Consider the following 16,505-nt stretch of genomic DNA (forward strand, 5'->3'; position numbering starts at 1 on the left):
CGTTTATTAGTATAGGTTCTCAATAATATAATGCAAGTATTTTTAGAACATTTCTAGCCTTGATACGAGGACGCCTTCGGAGGCGTCTTGCCCTTCAGGACCTTATGGTAGTAATCGTAGGTGAGCGGCGTCTCGTCGCTCAGGCGCTCGGCATCCTCGACCTCGCCGATAAACAGTAGATGCGTGCCCGCATCCACAGTGTCGATCAAACGGCAGCTAAACAAGGCCGTCGCGTGCTCGGGCACATAGGGCATGCCCAGAGCCGTCTCGCGGGTCTCGTATTTGGCAAACTTGTCATAATCGCTGCTGGTGCGGAACCCAAAGTTGCCGATATAGAGCATGTCGGCGGTCTGATCGATCACGGTCAACGCGAACGCTTTGGCCGATGCGATGACGCCCGAGGTGACGTTGTCCTTGTTCACCGCAACCGAAATGCGCGGCGGCATGGACGTCACCTGCACCGCCGTGTTGATGACGCAGCCGGCGCGCAGCCCGTCTGCAGCGGAGCTCACCACGTACAGGCCGCTTGGCATGGTAAAGAACGCAGTTTTGTCCATAACGATCACTCCCCTAACTCGGGTTGGAACCTCATGGATGTATGTACCCACAAAAAAGGCAGCGCCCATAACGGACGCCGCCTTTGAAACATATGTGTCAGAACAGTAAGAAAGATGAGACACCCGCAGTTGCGGTGAAATAGGGACTGAATAGCCCCTCAAACAGGCAAAACAGTCCGTATTCCACCGCAACTTATGAAGGACGGTCAGCGGTTGCGTTCCTTGAGGGCGCGGTCGATCTCGCGTTGGACATCACGCTTGGCCATGTCCTCGCGCTTGTCGTAGAGCTTCTTGCCGCGACCCAGGCCCAGCAGCAGTTTTACGCGACCGTCGGTATTAAAGTAGAGCTCCAACGGAACCAGCGCATAACCACGGTTGCGAAGTTTGCCGTCAAGAAAGTCGATCTCCTTGCGGTGCAGCAGCAGACGGCGCCGACGGTCGGGATCGCGATTCCACACGCCACCATGGCTATAAGGGTGGATATGCAGGCCGACGAGCCAGCACTCCCCGCCACGAATCAGTGCAAAGGTATCGGTAATCTGGCACGCGCGCTCGCGAATCGACTTGGCCTCGGTACCGCTCAGCTCGATACCGCACTCAAACGTCTCATCGATAAAGTACTCGTGATGTGCCGAGCGATTCTTGGAAATGAGCTTGCGCTCGCGCTTACTGGGCATCGCCGGCCTCCTTGGCGCCATTGGCGTTTGAGCCCGCAGCCTCGCGCTTTGCCCTGCGCTCGGCATTAAGCTCGGCATCGCTCTCGCGCACCAGCTTGATAATCGCCGCGCATGCCTCCTCGCCCACCAGGTCGCGGGCACGGACCGTCAGACGCGTAGCCTCCTGCTTGTCGCCGTCGCTTGCAGCATCGGTCGCACACATGATCAGGCAGATGGCGATCTCGGCCGAAGGCGAGGTCGGCACGCCCTGCAGGGCGAGCTCACCCATCACATGGTCGTCACTCTCGTCCGCGGCATCCGGATAGGTGGTATGGATCTTGTTGAGCAGGCGCGTCGTATGCGCATCATTGGGCGCCAGGCGCAGCGCCAGACGCGCGCAGCCCACAGCAGCCGAAATGTTCTCGGTCTCGGACTCCAAGAAGTACTGACCCAAGTTGGTGTAGGCGCGTGCGGCGCACTTACCGTCGCTCGCGCGCTCCAGCACCGAGAACGAGAGCGATGCCCACTCCTGCTTGTCCTCGAGCGCGCGGAACAGCTCGGCCAAGTCCAAGCGATAGTTGCAGTTCATGGGATCCCAACGCACGGCCTGCATCAGGGCATTCCGAGCACTCACATAATCCTGCTGGCGAATGTAGGCAAACGCCATGTCGGAGTACAGGCGGTCAAAGGGAACCTCGACCTGCACCAGCTCGCGCGGATCCTTCTCCACACGGCGATAGGCCAGGCGCTCAAACTTGCTGTCGAAGCTAAAGTACTGGCGCTTCTCCTCCGTCTTGCACTCAGCGTCGATATACTCCTCGGCGAGCTCCACCAGACGCTCAAGCAGCGGCGTCGCCGTAGCCAGGTCGCCCTGCGCCAGATAGTTCTCGGCATACGTGATGTCTTCCAAGCTGATAGGCAGGTCCATGACAACTCCTCGGTCCGGGCGGCAGACTCAACGCGCGCCTTAAATATCGGTCAATACACAAAACCCGGGTCTCTTACGAGGCCCGGGCGTTCAATTTTGGTAGCCCGTACCAGATTCGAACTGGTGATCTCCGCCTTGAGAGGGCGGCGTCCTAAACCGCTAGACGAACGGGCCATATGTAGCAAATGCAATGGCTGGGATGGAGGGAGTCGAACCCCCATTGACGGAACCAGAATCCGCTGTCCTGCCATTAGACGACATCCCAATGACTGCATCGCTGCGCTCGGCTGTGCCTTTGCGCAAGAAAGAAATATACGGGAAGTCCGGCCGTGACGCAAGCCCCAATTTTGACTTTTTTGAAATTCAATCAAATACGGCCAACACGTGAAGGACCTGTGAAGTCGACCGCTGCACACGAAGGGCAAAACGCCGCGAGCGGTAGCCGTCAACCGTTGGCAGATTCTACCGCGAAAACGATAGCACCAGGCAACACAATCGAAGTATCAATGATCACGTAGATATCGAGGCGCCATGGACGAAGAGCTTGATTACCTATGGGAGACCCTGGGCCTCGAGATCACTGCTGACCTTTGGCCCGAACGGGACAAAATCCATCCCACTCTGCGCCCCGCCATCACGGTGATGCAGGCAAAATACCGCCGTGCATCCTTTTTGATCATGCGGATGTCATGGCACGCGGGACTCCCCGACCTTAAGCGAATCCAGGCAAGCCTCGTCGAGCTGTCCGGTATGCCGACCGTCATATCCGAGGCGCACCTGGAGCAGCACCAGCGCGAGCGACTGCAACAGCAGCGGATCCCCTTTATCTGCCCCGGCGTTCAGGCATATCTGCCCTTTATGGACGAGGAGTACTGGAGCGGCAAGCCCAACAAGCACGTAAAGGTCTATGATCCGCACGAATGGGCACAGCTCAAGGATTGAGCCGAGCGAGCCCTCCGATGGAAAACACGTCCCACCCCGAGCGCTCAAAACGGGTCGCGCTTTCCGCAGCCGCTACAGCAACGCCTCGGCCCAAGCCGATTCCCTAAAGCCAGGAATCGCAAAGTCGTCGCCCACCAGCAGTGGGCGCTTAACCAGCATGCCGTCGGTCGCCAGCAGCTCGTAGCACTCCCGATCCGTCATGCCCGCATCCAGACGCGCCTTCAGGCCCAGCTCTCGATATTTCATGCCTGACGAATTAAAGAAGCGCCGCACCGGCAGCCCCGAACGAGCAATCCAGGTCGCAAGCTCATCAGCCGTGGGATTGTCCAAAACGATATCGCGGTCGATATACTCTACCCCGTGTTCGTCCAGCCATGCCTTGGCCTTCTTACAGGTCGAGCACTTGGGATATTCAACAAACAGTACGGTCATGGGAATCCTCCGAATATAGATCGGCCAACGCAGGCACACGCCACACGAGGCGCCTTCGCATGATGGGCCAATTGTAGCCCACGGGTCACACACTAAACGAACCGTACCCCGAATCCGCGTTTGATGAACGGCAGCAGCTCCATTGCCTCGGGCGTGATATGACCCGCAACGTTCATGCGCTCGTCACCGGGAAGATCGACCCGCGCAATCTCAAGCTCGCCTTCGTAGCGCCCATAGCCGCTATTGCTCACAGCGATCGACCCCGCCTTTCGAAACAGGCCGGCACCGGCATCCGTCGGCACGGAATCCGGCTTAAGCGTCGTACGCGACTCCTGAGACCTAAAGATGAGGGTGCTCGAATCGGGCCGGTCGTGATGAATCTGCCCACGTACATAGGCATAACCGGGCTCAAGCTCGCATTGCAAGTCCACGTATCCGGCGGAAACTTGAGCAAACTGCGCCCAGCCCGCATCGGAAAGATCGGGGTCGCCGACCAACACAATGTCGCAATCGGCGCCATGTGCAAGCTCAAGCATGTTGAGGGCAACCTTTGACGCGCGACCGCGCTGCGCCTCGACCGTCGGCAGTCCCTCGAATACCGGCCCGCGAACGTTAGCATCACCCGGCACAAAAGCCATGATTTCGAATCCAAGCGCCGCAAGACGAAGATTCACCCGAGCAATGTCCTCCAGAGCTAAACCGGTATAAGGCTTGGGGTAAAAATTGTGGCAGGCGGCAAAACGAGTCACATCGGCACCGGCCTCACGCCACGATGCGATTTCATCAGAACTCACCGTCGATGCATTGACCACAATGCGAAATACACCGGACAGCTCCGCGACCCGCTGGGCGCTAAAGCCATAGTCCAAACGAAGGTATTCCAACCCCAGATCGCGCAGGTCCTCGATGCGCTCAAGCCCGAGCAAATCGCACGTGCGAGGCCCCACATCGGCAATGAGCGCAATGCCGCGGGCGGAAAGCAGCGACAGCACATGACGGACCTTATCGGCATACGCCGCTCCCCCATCCTCGGGAATATGCAGCGAGGTGAACGCATTGCGCGCACCCGCCGCGGCACCACGCTCAATTGTCCGCTCAATATCCTGCAGAGGGCTGGAAAGATAAATCGAAATACCCGTTTTCACGCTTCAACGCTCCTTTAAAAAAGGCCGGCGGAGCAGTTAGCCCCGCCGGCACAACCATAGCATCAAGAAATCTGCCACGCGCCGCGAGCCCTGAGCAACACGGCTCGCGATATCAAACTACTCGCCAAAGAACTCGTTGATCTTCTGCTCGTCGACGCCAAAGAACCACGTCAGGACAAAGCCGGCGGCATAGGCAAGCAGCATAGCGGCAACGTAGCCGAGCTGCTGACCAGGAACGACGATCAGCAGGCCAAACAGACCGGAAACGCCCTGAGAAACCGTGCCGATGTGAAGCAGCGCCGCGAGCGCGCCGCCAAATCCGGCACCCAGGCAGGCCGTCACAAACGGACGAACGAGCGGCAGCGTAACAGCATACATCAGAGGCTCGCCCACACCCAGGATTCCAACGGGAATAGACTCTGCGACGTACTTCTTGAGCTTGGCGTTCTTGGTCTTAAAGTACAGCGCCAGACCGGCACCGACCTGACCGCCGCCAGCCATCATAAGGATGGGGAGCAGGTAATTGATGCCCTTGGTAGCGCCGTCGGGATCGTTGAGCATAGCGTGGATCGGCGTGAGCGCCTGATGCAGGCCGACGGAAACCAGCGGCAAGAAGCCTGCCGACAGGATATAGCCGCCCAGGACGCCCAGCTTCTCGAAGATAAAGGTCAAAACGCTAAAGATGGCAGTCGTCAGCCATGCGCCAACCGGCTGGATGACGAGCATCAGAGCAAAGGCGCCGATGATGAGCACCAGCAGCGGGGACAAGAACGTGTCGAGTGCGTTGGGCATAACCTTGCGAATCTGACGCTCCATCCAGGCAAAAAATGCGCCAGCGATAAGAGCCGCGATCATGCCGCCCGCTGCGGGGTTGTACTGCGCATTGGTGAGCGGCAGCAGAATGGCAGTGGCAGGATCGGCCGCGCCAGGCGCAAGCAGGGGCATGGCACTGTTGGCGATACACATCATGCCGGCGATGCCGCCCAGCGCAGCGGAGCCACCAAACTCACGTGCCGCGTTATAGCCCACCAAGATGGGCAGATAGGCAAACAGGGCCCAGCCCATGGAACGAATGCCCTGGTACCACCACTCGCCCGCAAGCGCGCCTGCCGTCGAGACGTTAATGACGTTGCAGATACCGTTGATGAGGCCAGCCGCAATGATGCCGGGAAGCAGGGCGACGAAGACATTGGAAATCTTCTTGAGGAAGGCCTGAACCGGCTTGGACTCGTACTTTGCCTTCTGCACGGCCTTGTTTGTGGCCGCAGCGTCGACCACGCTCTCGTCAGCAACGCCTTTCGCAAGGCCGGTGAGCTTGGAGAACTCCTCGAGCACCTTATTCACCTTGCCCGGCCCCAGCACGATCTGCATCGTGTCGTCCTCGACTAGGCCCATCACGCCGTCGAGTGCCTTAATGCCCTCCGTGTCGACGTTGCCCGCGTCTTTGACGGTCACGCGCAGGCGCGTCATGCACGCCGCGTTTGCCAGCACGTTGTCTTTACCGCCCAAAAGGTCCAGCAGCTTTTGAGCCAGCTCTTTGTTCGTCATAACTCCTCCTTGTATTGGGTATCTCGTCTGGATGTCATATCAGCTCACGCCGTACACCTATTGGGCATCGGCATCGCTCTTCTCATGGCCACTCACCGCAGCACGGACATGGCCTCGCGCTCGCTCAAGAGCTACCGCAGCCTGCTCGGCATCGCAGTCCAGCAGCACCGAGACAATAGCGGTTTTTACGTGGCCGCCGGCATCTGCAAGCGCCTGAATAGCGCACTCGCGCGTGCAGCCGGTCGCCTCCATCACGATGTTCTGGCCGCGCACCACCAACTTCTCGTTCGTCTGCTGCACATCGACCATCAGGTTTTGGTATACCTTGCCGATCTTGACCATGGCACCGGTCGAAATCATGTTGAGAATGAGCTTTTGAACCGTTCCCGCCTTGAGCCTCGTTGAGCCGGTCAGTACCTCGGGACCGGGCACGGGTTCAATGGCAAGATCTGCGCTCTCCCCGATCTTCGACCCTTGGTTGCAGGCAATTGCGATCGTCTTGCACCCAGTTGCCTTGGCGTACACAAGGCCGCCCACCACATAGGGAGTACGACCGCTTGCCGCCAGGCCAACGACAAGATCCTTGTCCGAGAGTCCACGCCCCCGCAGGTCGCTCGCGCCAAGCTCCTCGCTGTCTTCGGCACCTTCGACAGCCTTGATAAACGCCGTCTCGCCTCCGGCAATGAGCCCGACAATCAGATCGGGTGACACGCCAAACGTGGGCGGACACTCCGATGCGTCGAGTACGCCCAGACGACCGCTGGTGCCTGCACCCATGTAAAAGACGCGCCCGCCGCGCTCGAGTGCCTCAGCAGCCCAGTCGATTGCTGTGGCAACCTGGGGCAACACTTTCGTGACCGACTGGACGGCACGAAGATCCTCATCGTTCATCGTCGTGACGATCTGCATCGATGTCATCGTATCGAGGTCCATTGACCTTTGATTACGCTGTTCGGTCGTGAATTTTGTTAAATCGAGCATTTCATTCACCTCATCTTTCCTGTTTCTCGATGTAGTTTTGCTTAATGACATGCGTCGCTCGTTCGTAGTCGCTGGCAACGTAAGCAGCGTACAGGGCATCGACAACCATAAGCTGAGCCATACGCGAAGCCATGGCACCGCTGCGGACCAAGGGCTCACTCGCGGCGACGCCGAGCACGGCATCGGCCATGGTGGCAAGCTTGGATGATCCATCTACTTTGGTCACGGCCACAACGGGACAGTTGTGACGTTGGGCCTCGGCGGTGCAGTCCAGCACCTCTTGTGTCAAGCCCGAGTGGCTAAAGGCGATTGCCATATCGCCCTCATGCATGTTCTTGGCACACAAGAGCTGATCATGCCAGTCGTCGTACAGATGGCACTCTTTGTCGACACGCATGAGCTTTTGCGCCAGATCGTGCGCGACCAAACGAGAGGCACCGATACCGAACAGATTGACCGCGCGTGCCCGCTTAAGATAGGCCGCACATCGCTCCAAGACGGTGTAATCGAGCGTTCGCGCCGTCGCTTCGATCGTGCGCACGTTGCTTTTCATCACCTTCCCCACGATACGTTCAACGCTGTCATCCATGGAGATGTCCTCGAGGGCAACGTCTTTCTTGTCACCCAAGAGCGCCAGCTCGGCAATCAGTTCGCGCTGGAACTCCTTGTAGCCCGCAAAACCCAAGCGCTTGCAAAAGCGCAAAATGCTCGAGGGCGAGGAGAACGTGGCATCGGCAAGACCGCGGACGGACAGCCCGACCACCTCGTGCGGATGAGCGCTTACATATGCGATGACGTTGCGTTCCGCCGGGCTCGCGCTGAGCTCACGCTCGCGAAGCCGCAAAAGCAATCCGTTTGCCATCTCAAACACCTCCGTTGAGAAGAATTAAAGACCAACGAACGATTCGTACCGGATACAAACAACTTTTACGGTACATTGTGCCGCATCGTGGCGCACAAAGGGCGAGCGTTCTACCGCTCGCCCCTCAAATCCGACCGCTCGGAAATACGCGCGACACAAAATAATTCAACAAGGTCGCATTATCAGAAACGGGTTTGTTACCGGCTAGCGCCTCGCATGGGCGCCGATGGGTCGCGTCGCGTGGTGCACCCATGCGGAGACCAGCAATACCAGCAGCATCGCGGTGACATAGCCCGCAGCATCGAATCCTAAGTCGATAACGTCGAAATGCCTGCCGGGAACAAAGATCTTATGTACCTGATCGCCAACGGAGCAGACGGCGCAAAAGAGCAACACGGGCACGCAACGGGAGCATACGCTCCACAGACGCCTGGAAAGGCAAACCACGACCACCGAGGCGAACAATCCGACGAAGAAAAACTCTACGGTATGGGCAACGCGACGGACGTTCGTGCCCACCCACATGCGAATGGAAGCGAGTCGGCCAGACCGTACATTCGAGGCAGCCGAATCGGTGCCCCCGGTCATTCCGTTCTCCGTCTGAGCTTCACCCGTGGCATCGGCAGCCTGTACGCCCGTAGCCTGACCCTCCACCACACGCGCGGTGGACTCGCTCAGCAACGACGTCTCCACCGCATTTTGCTCCGTCAGCACCCAGATGCCCGCCAGCGTTGCAGCGAACAGAACGATCGCGGTCCATCCGATTATTTGTTTTACGCGCGCCAAGGGCCTACCTCCTTTTTTGAATATCAGCGAGTGTAGCCCCAAATGACATCGCCACCGTATCAAAATTTGAATCGCAACAGGAAGCGCCAAAGCAACGCAAACCCCTACCCCGCCTCGCGCATCCAGCGATCGAACGTCCCCACGCACACGCCCAGGCACTTTGCTGCCTGGCTGCGGGTAATATCGCCTGCCTCATAGCTATCGCGCACCAGCTCAAACTGAGGAGGGCACGGCTTGCGAGGTCGACCGAAACGAACCCCTCGCGCCCGCGCCGCCGCAATCCCCTCCGCCTGGCGCCGATGGATATTCTCGCGCTCCACCTGCGCCACGTAGCTCAGCAGTTGCAGCACAATATCGGCAATCAGGGTGTTGGTCACATCCGGCGCGCCACTGGCCCTGGCGCGCGTGTCAAGCAATGGCATGTCCAACACCACAATGGCAACTCCGAGCTCCTTGGTAATGCGTCGCCATTCCTCAAGAATCTCGGAGTAATTACGACCAAGTCGGTCGATAGAAAGCACCACCAGCACGTCCCCGTCTCCCAGGACGTGCAGCAGATCGCGATACCGCGGGCGATCGAAGTCCTTGCCGCTCGCATGGTCGGCATAAATATTCGCCGAGCCCACGCCATAGGCGCCCAGCGCATCCAGCTGCCGATTAAGATTCTGATCGCGCGAACTCACCCGCGCATAACCATACACCGTCGCCATCTCATCCCCGCTTTCTTGTAAACCTGCCAAAAAGGGACAGGTTTATTTTGGTAGGTTTTACCTCTCCAATAGCAGGCAAGCGGGCGGCCGAGCAGACGGCAAGGTAGTCACGATTCAAATGCGAAGGGCGGCCCCGAAAGACCGCCCTCCGCCCTCCCGCCGCGAGTCGGGATTTGGCTAATGGATAAGCTTAAAGTCCAAGTGCCCACGCGTGGTATTGACGCGCGAGACCTCGATAATCACGCGCTGGCCCAGTTCATAGCGAGTCCCCGTGTCGGCGCCCGTCAGCGTAAGCGCATCCTCGTCGAACTCGAACCACTCGTTGCCCAGGCTCTTGATCGAAACCAAGCCTTCGACCTGCGTTAGGTCCAAGCGCACAAAGAGACCCATGCTGCTAACCCACGAGACGGTTCCGGCATAGCGCTCGCCCAGACGGTCCTCATAGTACTGGGCAATCTTAATCTTTTGCGTCGCATGGCTAGCGGCATCTGCCGCGCGCTCGGCATCGCTGCATGCGCGGCAGATCTGCGGCAGAATGCGCGGCAGCGACTCGCGCCCCTTGCCGATCAGCCGCGGCGTACGGACCAGGGCGTCCTTGCCGCCGAGCTGCTCATAGGCCAACTGCAGTTTGAGCACGCGGTGCACCACCAGATCGGGGTAGCGACGGATGGGACTCGTAAAGTGACAGTAGCACGGCGCGGCGAGCGCAAAGTGGCCCTCGTTGCGCGGCTTGTACAGTGCGCGCTGCATGCTGCGCAGAAGCAGCGTGTTGACGAGCGGTGCGTTGGCCGTACCGGCGGCAGCATCAACTGCAGCCTGTAGCTCATCGGGACTCCCCAGGGCGATACCGGCAGCACGGCGATCGTCGATGATGCCTAGCTGCGCCAGCGCAACGGCGGCACCGTGTAGGCTATCGGGGCTCGGATCCTCATGCACGCGATAGCAGGCCTCGATATCACGGTCTGCCAGCCACTCTGCAACGCACTCGTTGGCGAGTAGCATGGCTTCCTCGATAAGCGACGTGGCACACGAACGCTCGCGCGCCACAATCTGCACGGGTACTCCGTCCTCATCCAATAGAGCGCGAATCTCGGCCGTGTCAAAATCGACTGAGCCGCGGGCACGACGAATACGACGGCGAAGTTCGGCGAGTTCGTTGGCGGCGACAAGGAAATCGCCGAGGTCGACGTTATAGCCGCGAGCAGTTTCCTCGCACGCAAGACCGCGCTCAAGCGCCTCCTCGCGCGAGGCCTCAGCAGCCGCAACATCCTCAGCGGCGCCTTCCAGCACCGAATACTCAACCGCGTCGGCACGCACCAGCAGCGCCTCGGCGCCGTCATAGTCCATACGCACACGCGAGCGAATCACGCTGGGGTAAGGATCGTAATGCCGCACGCGACCCTGCGCATCGAGCTCAATGTCAACGGTAAACGCAAGACGGTCCTCGTCAGGGCGAAGCGAACACAGGTCACAGGACAGGCGTTCGGGCAGCATGGGAAGCACGCGATCGGCCAGATACACCGATGTCGTACGATGGCGAGCCTCAAGATCGATATGCCCGTCCCAAGCCACATAGTGAGAAACGTCAGCGATATGCACACCCAGTCTGTAGCCACCCTCGGGCGTGCGCTCAAGCGAAATGGCATCGTCAAAGTCGCGCGCGTCGACCGGGTCGATCGTGATGACAAAACGGTCGCGCAGATCGCGGCGGAGCGGGTCCTTAAGCGCCGCGGACACATCGAGCGAAAGCCCCTCGGCCTCGTCCAGCGCGGCCTCGGGATAGCTATCGGTATAGCCGTAACGCGCCATCACGTATTGAACGCCCAAATCGGGCGCGTCATCTCCGCCAATGCAGCGTTCGATCGTCACGGTGCCCGATTCCAGGCGCGTCGGGTAGGTCAAAATGCGCGCGACAACGGCATCACCCGGGTGGACGCCCAGACGATCCGCCGAGGTATCCTCGGGCAGAATGAAGAAGTCGGCCTTCAGGCGCGAATCGAGCGGCTCGATCACACCGAGCGGACCAGCAGTCTGGTACGTACCCACCACGCTTATGGCTGCGCGCTCAACCACGCCTTCGATCACGGCGCGCCGCTCACCGTGCGGGCTGTTCTTAATGCTCACGGCAACGGTATCGCCATCCATGATCTCGCGCTTACCGCGGCCCATAACCTTGTAGTCGCCGCTCTCGGTTATGACATAGGCGCCATGCTCATGGAGCTGCACGCGCCCGGTCAGGCTCGGACGGCGTTCGCTGCGCACCGGCCCACGCTTATTGCGGGCGCCGCGCTTATGCTTGTTATTGCGCCCCATGGCGCCTCCTTGCTATCGATTGCCGTTTACATCCCAAGAGTCTACCCAAATGATCCCTAGGGGACGGCAGGATTGCGGGTCACATAGATAGACCAGCGCCACAATGACCCGTTTTCTTCCGTCCCCTAGGGATCAAAAAACGGGCCGCCCCATAAGAGACGACCCGTTGGAAGGGTGAATTCCAGGCATGCCTACACGCGCAGGTAGCGGCGCATGGCGATGGCAGAACCAAAGAGACCGATAATCACGCCGACCAGAATCAGCGCAGCATAGGTCACCAGGTAGTACTGCATCGGCAGGGCAAACGACATCCAGCCGATGCTCTCCTGCAGACGCGGAATCATCAGATTGCGCAGCAGCTCCAGAACACCGATGGAAAGCAGCGAGCCCAAAATGGCCTGCAGTACGCCCTCGGTGATAAACGGGCCGCGAATGAAGCCGTTGCTGGCGCCGACCAGACGCATAATCGCAATCTCACGACGACGCGCCGTGATGGACAGGCGAATCGTGTTGTTGATGAAGATGAATGCGATAAAGGTCAGAAGGCCGACGAGCACCACGGCGGCGATGCGGATGTAGTTGGTCACCTGGAACAGGCGGCTCACTTCCTCCTGGCCGTACAGCACGCTCGCGTTGACGTCGCCGTCATCCGCGATCTTCTGGAAGTCGGCGTTCTTCTTGAGCTTCTCTGCCGTGCTCTCGACCTTGGACGGATCGTCCATCTCAATTGCAAACGAAGCCGGCAGCGGGTTCTGGCCATCGAGCGCGCTCATGGTGGCGTCGGCGTTGCCCGACATCTTGCTCGTATACTCGGCCAGCGCGTCGTCCTTGTCCTTATAGGTCACGGACTTGACGTTATTCCACGTCTTAAGCTCGGCCTCAAAAGCCTGAACATCGGCCTGATCGGCGTCATCACTAATGAACGCGTTGATGACAACCTGATCCTCGACGGTGCCGATCACGGAGTTCAGCATCGCGGAGCCCATGATGAACAGGCCGATGATAAACAGCGAAAGGAAGATCGTGATGACGGCGCCGAGCGAGGTAGTCCAGTTACGGAAGAAGTGGCTGATTGCCTCTTTGAAGGAGTAGCCCACGTTAGTTGGTGCCATAGTTGCCGTAACCTCCCCTCTCCTGGTCGCGGATAACGTGGCCGCCCTCGAGGGCGATCACGCGACGGTGCATGCTATCGACCATCTCGCGGTCGTGCGTGGCGACGATCACGGTGGTGCCGGTGCGGTTAATGCGCTCGAGCAGCTTCATGATGCCCAGCGAGATCGCCGGGTCGAGGTTACCCGTGGGCTCGTCGCAGATCAGCAGCGGCGGACGGTTGACCATAGCGCGGGCGACGGCAACGCGCTGCTGCTCGCCACCGGAAAGCTGGTCGGGCAGCGAGTCCATCTGATCGGCCAGACCGACCAGACGCAGCACCTCGGGCACCTGGCTGCGAATGACGCCCTTGGGCTTGCCGATGCACTGCAGAGCAAACGCCACGTTTTCGTAGGCGGTTTTTTGCGGCAGGAGCTTAAAGTCCTGGAACACGGCGCCAATCTGGCGGCGCAGGAACGGAACCTTGCGGTTCTTGATCTTCATGAGGTCCTGACCGGCAACTAGGATGCGACCGCTCGTCGGCTTGACGTCGCGGTTGAGCGTCGACAGCAGCGTGGTCTTACCCGAGCCGGAATGACCGACCAGGAAGACGAACTCGCCCGGATAGATCTCGATGTTGATGTCGTCGAGCGCAGGCTTGTTGGGCTGTGCCGGATAGATCTTGGTGACATGCTCCATAAGGATGACGGGCTCGACACCGGCCTGCTTGGCCATCTTCTTGCGGCTGGCTTGCGGATCGATGGGCGCAAACACCGACGTAAAATCGGGGTTGTTGAGCGCGTTATCGAGGCTTGCGACCTCGGCTGCCTGATCGCTCTCGACCACCGGGGCAGCAGGCTGCGTGGGATCGGGAATAGCGGCAAAGAGACCGGACTGCGCAGGCTGAGGAGCCGGTGTCGCAGGGGCCATGGGGTCGGGAATGCCGGCCATGGTAGGCTGCGGCGTGGCGGCGCCAGCCTGAGGCTGCTCCACGCGAGCGGTCACGGCCTGAACGGGCTCAAAACCCGCCGTGCCGGAAAGCGCAACATCGCTGGTGGGATTGTAGGCAAAGGGATCGGATGCCGGCTGTGCCTGATCTGCCGGCTGAGCGGGGGCCTGAGCAACAGGCTGGCCCTCTGAATCCGGAGTGGCGAAACGACTGCCCTGGACGCCTGTCTGCGTCTTGGGGGCATCATCGCCCGCACCGGAGGTACGGAAGTGGTTACCCACTGGTGCTCCTTATCGTCGTGCGTTTAAACTACATGAGCGCTTTGTATTTTAGCAGCATTAGCTTTGCTGCACATAAGAAGCATGGCGGGCTTTGGGATCCCACAGGCCGGGCGCAGGGTTACTCTCCAAATCGTCCTCGGACATGTCGGAGCCCCCGCTGCGCGCTTCGCGCGGCAGGGGCTCCTCCGTCCTGCGGAAAGATTTGGAGAGTAACCCTGCGCCCGGCCTGCGGTAGCTAAGGGGTCGCTGGGTTTTGCTTAAGTGCAGCAGCGCCATGCTTGGTGGCTGAATTGAACGTGGCTGGAATGGGCCCTTATCCCAATAGAAATCCTGCTTGATACAGCCTCTTTAGAAGTTGCGGTGAAATAGGGACTGTTTTAGCAGTTAAAAGCCCTAATCAGTCCTTATTTCACCGCAACTTATATTGGGGCTCATTGTTGCGCAACTTGGATTTGGATTATCGCTTTACAGTGGCCTCGATTAGAACGCCTATGGTTACGGGAGGCTGGTATGAATTGTCCTTATTGTGGAACTGGGTTACGCGATGGTGTTAGGTACTGCACGGCGTGCGGGGTTGCCGTCAATGGCGTCTCTGCTGATTCTGGACTTCGGGTAAAGCCTCGGAACCACGTTGCGGCTATCCTTATCTGCATGCTGATAATCGGCATCATCGGCGGTAGCTGTTTGGGTCTTTATCTGCGGCAGGTGTTGTCGCACTTTATATCTGCCCATTCGGAGCACGCCATCGTGCTGAATGTCGCGGCTGCGGGCTGGGATACCGATAGCGGGGCATCGCGCGTTCCGATACACATTACGGGCAAGACCATCGACGGAATAACGGTCGACAGGATTGAGTTCGTCGCCTCCGATGGCTCTGGCATCAATCTCATACAAGGTGTCTACACGCTCGAGGCAGCAGGTTCCCCCATCGCTGCGGACGGCACGATCTATCAAATTCCATGCACGAGTGCCACACTCGTCCTCGATGATGCCTTTGCCATGAGCGAAACGATCAATCTCGCCGAGCTCGCTGAGCAGGATTCGATACTCACCTTCTGCCCCATCGATGCCGGCGATATGACCAACGACGAAATCTATGATGCCGCTTTGCTCGCCATGACATATAAAGGCCATGACGCGCCCAATGTAGCAACCCTGTGCCAGGCAGCAATCAATCGTCGTGCCGCCGCCAGCACAAGCGGGAACGCCTTCGAAAGTTGCGGTGAAATACGGATTAATTGAGCCTTTAGGCTGGCAAACAGTCCTTATTTCACCGCAACTGAAACAGGGGCGCTCTCCAAGAGAGCGCCCCTGCCGGGTTTCCATAGTACTGGCGAAGCAGTTTTATAGTTCTGGCGAAGCAGTCCTTGAGATCCGTCTTGCCTTATGCCAAGAACTCCTTGGTGGTCGCCACGATGTTGGCGGCGTCCAGGCCGTACTTGTGCAGGAGCTCGGCACCCGGGCCAGACTCACCGAAGGTGTCGTTGACGCCGATCTTCTTGAGCGGCGTCGGGCACTGCTCGCACAGGACGTCGGCAACGGCGCTGCCCAGGCCACCGATCACAGAGTGCTCCTCGACGGTCACGACGTGGCCGGTCTTGGTGGCGCTCTTGACGATCAGGTCGGCATCGATGGGCTTGATGGTGTGCATGTTGATGACCTCGGCGTCGATGCCCTCGGCAGCAAGCTGCTCGGCGGCCTCGAGAGCCTCGCCGACCATCAGACCGCAGGCGATGATGGTCACATCGGCGCCCTCGCGCATGACAATGCCGCGGCCCAACTCGAACTTGTAGGTCTCGGGGTCGTTGATAACCGGCGAGGCCAAGCGGGCGAAGCGCATGTACACCGGGCCGTCGCACTCGTAGGCGGCGCGCGTCACGGCGCGGGCCTCGACGTCGTCGGCAGGAACGATCACAGTCATGCCGGGGATGACGCGCATGAGGGCGATATCCTCGCAGCACTGATGCGTGGCGCCGTCCTCGCCCACCGAGATACCGGCGTGCGTGGCGCCGATCTTAACGTTGAGGTGCGGGTAGCCGATGGAGTTACGAACCTGCTCAAAGGCGCGACCGGCGGCAAACATGGCAAAGGTACTCGCGAAGGCAACACGACCGGTGGTCGCGATACCGGCGGCGACGCCCATCAGGTTGCTCTCGGCAATGCCCACATCGAAGAAGCGGTCGGGGCAGGCCGCCTTGAACTTACCGGTCTGAGTGGCGGCGGCCAGGTCGGCGTCGAGGACCACAAAGTCATCGTGCTCGTTGGCGAGCTCGACGAGGGCCTCGCCGTAGCTTACACGCGTGGCGACTTTCTTGACGTCTGCCAT

The 16,505-nt window shown here is 59.5% G+C and carries 16 protein-coding genes and 2 tRNA genes; 2 read left to right on the forward strand and 16 right to left on the reverse strand.

Annotation, left to right across the window (positions count from 1 at the left end; all coding sequences use genetic code 11):
- Positions 1-53 precede the first annotated feature (53 nt).
- From I2H81_RS00145 to I2H81_RS00165, 5 genes are all read right to left on the reverse strand, one after another.
- Positions 54-557, reverse strand: coding sequence for a flavin reductase family protein (locus I2H81_RS00145; protein WP_195644034.1), 504 nt, complete (start codon positions 555-557; stop codon positions 54-56).
- A gap of 206 nt (positions 558-763) precedes the next feature.
- Positions 764-1,234 (reverse strand): SsrA-binding protein SmpB, encoded by a 471-nt coding sequence (gene smpB, locus I2H81_RS00150; RefSeq protein WP_195644043.1) that lies wholly within the window; start codon positions 1,232-1,234, stop codon positions 764-766.
- On the reverse strand, positions 1,224-2,141 hold the full coding sequence (locus I2H81_RS00155) for a tetratricopeptide repeat protein (RefSeq protein WP_195644045.1): 918 nt from the start codon (positions 2,139-2,141) through the stop codon (positions 1,224-1,226). Before I2H81_RS00155 ends, smpB begins: the two co-directional genes overlap by 11 nt.
- A gap of 97 nt (positions 2,142-2,238) precedes the next feature.
- Positions 2,239-2,315, reverse strand: a tRNA-Glu gene (locus tag I2H81_RS00160).
- 17 nt (positions 2,316-2,332) lie between these two features.
- Positions 2,333-2,406: transfer RNA gene (locus I2H81_RS00165), tRNA-Gln, on the reverse strand.
- A 266-nt stretch (positions 2,407-2,672) separates the two neighbouring features.
- Between I2H81_RS00165 and I2H81_RS00170 the strand changes: the two genes are divergently transcribed.
- Entirely contained in the window at positions 2,673-3,083 is a 411-nt protein-coding gene (locus I2H81_RS00170; RefSeq protein ID WP_195644047.1) for a hypothetical protein, read from the forward strand.
- 72 nt (positions 3,084-3,155) lie between these two features.
- Here the strand turns inward: I2H81_RS00170 and I2H81_RS00175 are convergent, their stop codons facing one another.
- From I2H81_RS00175 to ftsE, 10 genes are all read right to left on the reverse strand, one after another.
- Positions 3,156-3,515 (reverse strand): arsenate reductase family protein, encoded by a 360-nt coding sequence (locus tag I2H81_RS00175; RefSeq protein WP_118226386.1) that lies wholly within the window; start codon positions 3,513-3,515, stop codon positions 3,156-3,158.
- Positions 3,516-3,607: 92 nt separating this feature from the next.
- On the reverse strand, positions 3,608-4,660 hold the full coding sequence (locus tag I2H81_RS10550; RefSeq protein WP_195644049.1) for a MupG family TIM beta-alpha barrel fold protein: 1,053 nt from the start codon (positions 4,658-4,660) through the stop codon (positions 3,608-3,610).
- Positions 4,661-4,777: 117 nt separating this feature from the next.
- On the reverse strand, positions 4,778-6,208 hold the full coding sequence (locus I2H81_RS00185) for a PTS transporter subunit EIIC (RefSeq protein ID WP_195644051.1): 1,431 nt from the start codon (positions 6,206-6,208) through the stop codon (positions 4,778-4,780).
- A gap of 57 nt (positions 6,209-6,265) precedes the next feature.
- Entirely contained in the window at positions 6,266-7,189 is a 924-nt protein-coding gene (murQ, locus tag I2H81_RS00190; protein ID WP_195644053.1) for an N-acetylmuramic acid 6-phosphate etherase, read from the reverse strand.
- Between the two features lie 10 nt (positions 7,190-7,199).
- Positions 7,200-8,051 (reverse strand): MurR/RpiR family transcriptional regulator, encoded by an 852-nt coding sequence (locus I2H81_RS00195; protein WP_195644054.1) that lies wholly within the window; start codon positions 8,049-8,051, stop codon positions 7,200-7,202.
- 204 nt (positions 8,052-8,255) lie between these two features.
- Positions 8,256-8,837, reverse strand: a complete 582-nt coding sequence (locus I2H81_RS00200; protein ID WP_195644055.1) for a VanZ family protein — start codon at positions 8,835-8,837, stop codon at positions 8,256-8,258.
- 104 nt (positions 8,838-8,941) lie between these two features.
- A complete protein-coding gene (locus I2H81_RS00205) occupies positions 8,942-9,547 on the reverse strand; it encodes a recombinase family protein (protein WP_195644056.1) in 606 nt (201 codons plus the stop codon).
- Between the two features lie 177 nt (positions 9,548-9,724).
- A complete protein-coding gene (locus I2H81_RS00210; protein ID WP_195644057.1) occupies positions 9,725-11,860 on the reverse strand; it encodes a ribonuclease R family protein in 2,136 nt (711 codons plus the stop codon).
- Positions 11,861-12,051: 191 nt separating this feature from the next.
- Positions 12,052-12,972: a permease-like cell division protein FtsX gene (gene ftsX, locus I2H81_RS00215; protein WP_117778507.1), complete on the reverse strand. Its 921-nt coding sequence runs from the start codon at positions 12,970-12,972 to the stop codon at positions 12,052-12,054.
- Positions 12,959-14,179 carry a cell division ATP-binding protein FtsE gene (gene ftsE / locus I2H81_RS00220; protein ID WP_195644058.1) on the reverse strand — a complete coding sequence of 407 codons (1,221 nt, stop codon included), beginning with the start codon at positions 14,177-14,179 and terminating at the stop codon, positions 12,959-12,961. The genes ftsX and ftsE overlap by 14 nt, the downstream gene beginning before the upstream one ends.
- Before the next feature lie 747 nt (positions 14,180-14,926).
- On the opposite strand from ftsE, the gene I2H81_RS00225 reads away from it, so the two are divergent.
- Complete coding sequence (locus I2H81_RS00225) at positions 14,927-15,421, forward strand: hypothetical protein (protein ID WP_195644059.1); 495 nt, start codon at positions 14,927-14,929, stop codon at positions 15,419-15,421.
- A 142-nt stretch (positions 15,422-15,563) separates the two neighbouring features.
- On the opposite strand, the gene I2H81_RS00230 is transcribed toward I2H81_RS00225, so the two are convergent.
- A complete protein-coding gene (locus I2H81_RS00230; RefSeq protein ID WP_195644060.1) occupies positions 15,564-16,505 on the reverse strand; it encodes a transketolase family protein in 942 nt (313 codons plus the stop codon).

Source organism: Collinsella aerofaciens (assembly GCF_015561195.1).
In the GTDB taxonomy this organism is placed as follows: Bacteria; Actinomycetota; Coriobacteriia; order Coriobacteriales; family Coriobacteriaceae; genus Collinsella; species Collinsella aerofaciens_AC.

Excerpts from the sequence above, each read along its gene's own strand:
- I2H81_RS00145 (WP_195644034.1), bottom strand. The coding sequence starts at position 557 with ATGGACAAAACTGCGTTCTTTACCATGCCAAGCGGCCTGTACGTGGTG.
- smpB (WP_195644043.1), bottom strand. The coding sequence starts at position 1,234 with ATGCCCAGTAAGCGCGAGCGCAAGCTCATTTCCAAGAATCGCTCGGCA.
- I2H81_RS00155 (WP_195644045.1), bottom strand. The coding sequence starts at position 2,141 with ATGGACCTGCCTATCAGCTTGGAAGACATCACGTATGCCGAGAACTAT.
- I2H81_RS00170 (WP_195644047.1), top strand. The coding sequence starts at position 2,673 with ATGGACGAAGAGCTTGATTACCTATGGGAGACCCTGGGCCTCGAGATC.
- I2H81_RS00175 (WP_118226386.1), bottom strand. The coding sequence starts at position 3,515 with ATGACCGTACTGTTTGTTGAATATCCCAAGTGCTCGACCTGTAAGAAG.
- I2H81_RS00185 (WP_195644051.1), bottom strand. The coding sequence starts at position 6,208 with ATGACGAACAAAGAGCTGGCTCAAAAGCTGCTGGACCTTTTGGGCGGT.
- murQ (WP_195644053.1), bottom strand. The coding sequence starts at position 7,189 with ATGCTCGATTTAACAAAATTCACGACCGAACAGCGTAATCAAAGGTCA.
- I2H81_RS00195 (WP_195644054.1), bottom strand. The coding sequence starts at position 8,051 with ATGGCAAACGGATTGCTTTTGCGGCTTCGCGAGCGTGAGCTCAGCGCG.
- I2H81_RS00205 (WP_195644056.1), bottom strand. The coding sequence starts at position 9,547 with ATGGCGACGGTGTATGGTTATGCGCGGGTGAGTTCGCGCGATCAGAAT.
- I2H81_RS00210 (WP_195644057.1), bottom strand. The coding sequence starts at position 11,860 with ATGGGGCGCAATAACAAGCATAAGCGCGGCGCCCGCAATAAGCGTGGG.
- ftsX (WP_117778507.1), bottom strand. The coding sequence starts at position 12,972 with ATGGCACCAACTAACGTGGGCTACTCCTTCAAAGAGGCAATCAGCCAC.
- I2H81_RS00230 (WP_195644060.1), bottom strand. The coding sequence starts at position 16,505 with ATGGCAGACGTCAAGAAAGTCGCCACGCGTGTAAGCTACGGCGAGGCC.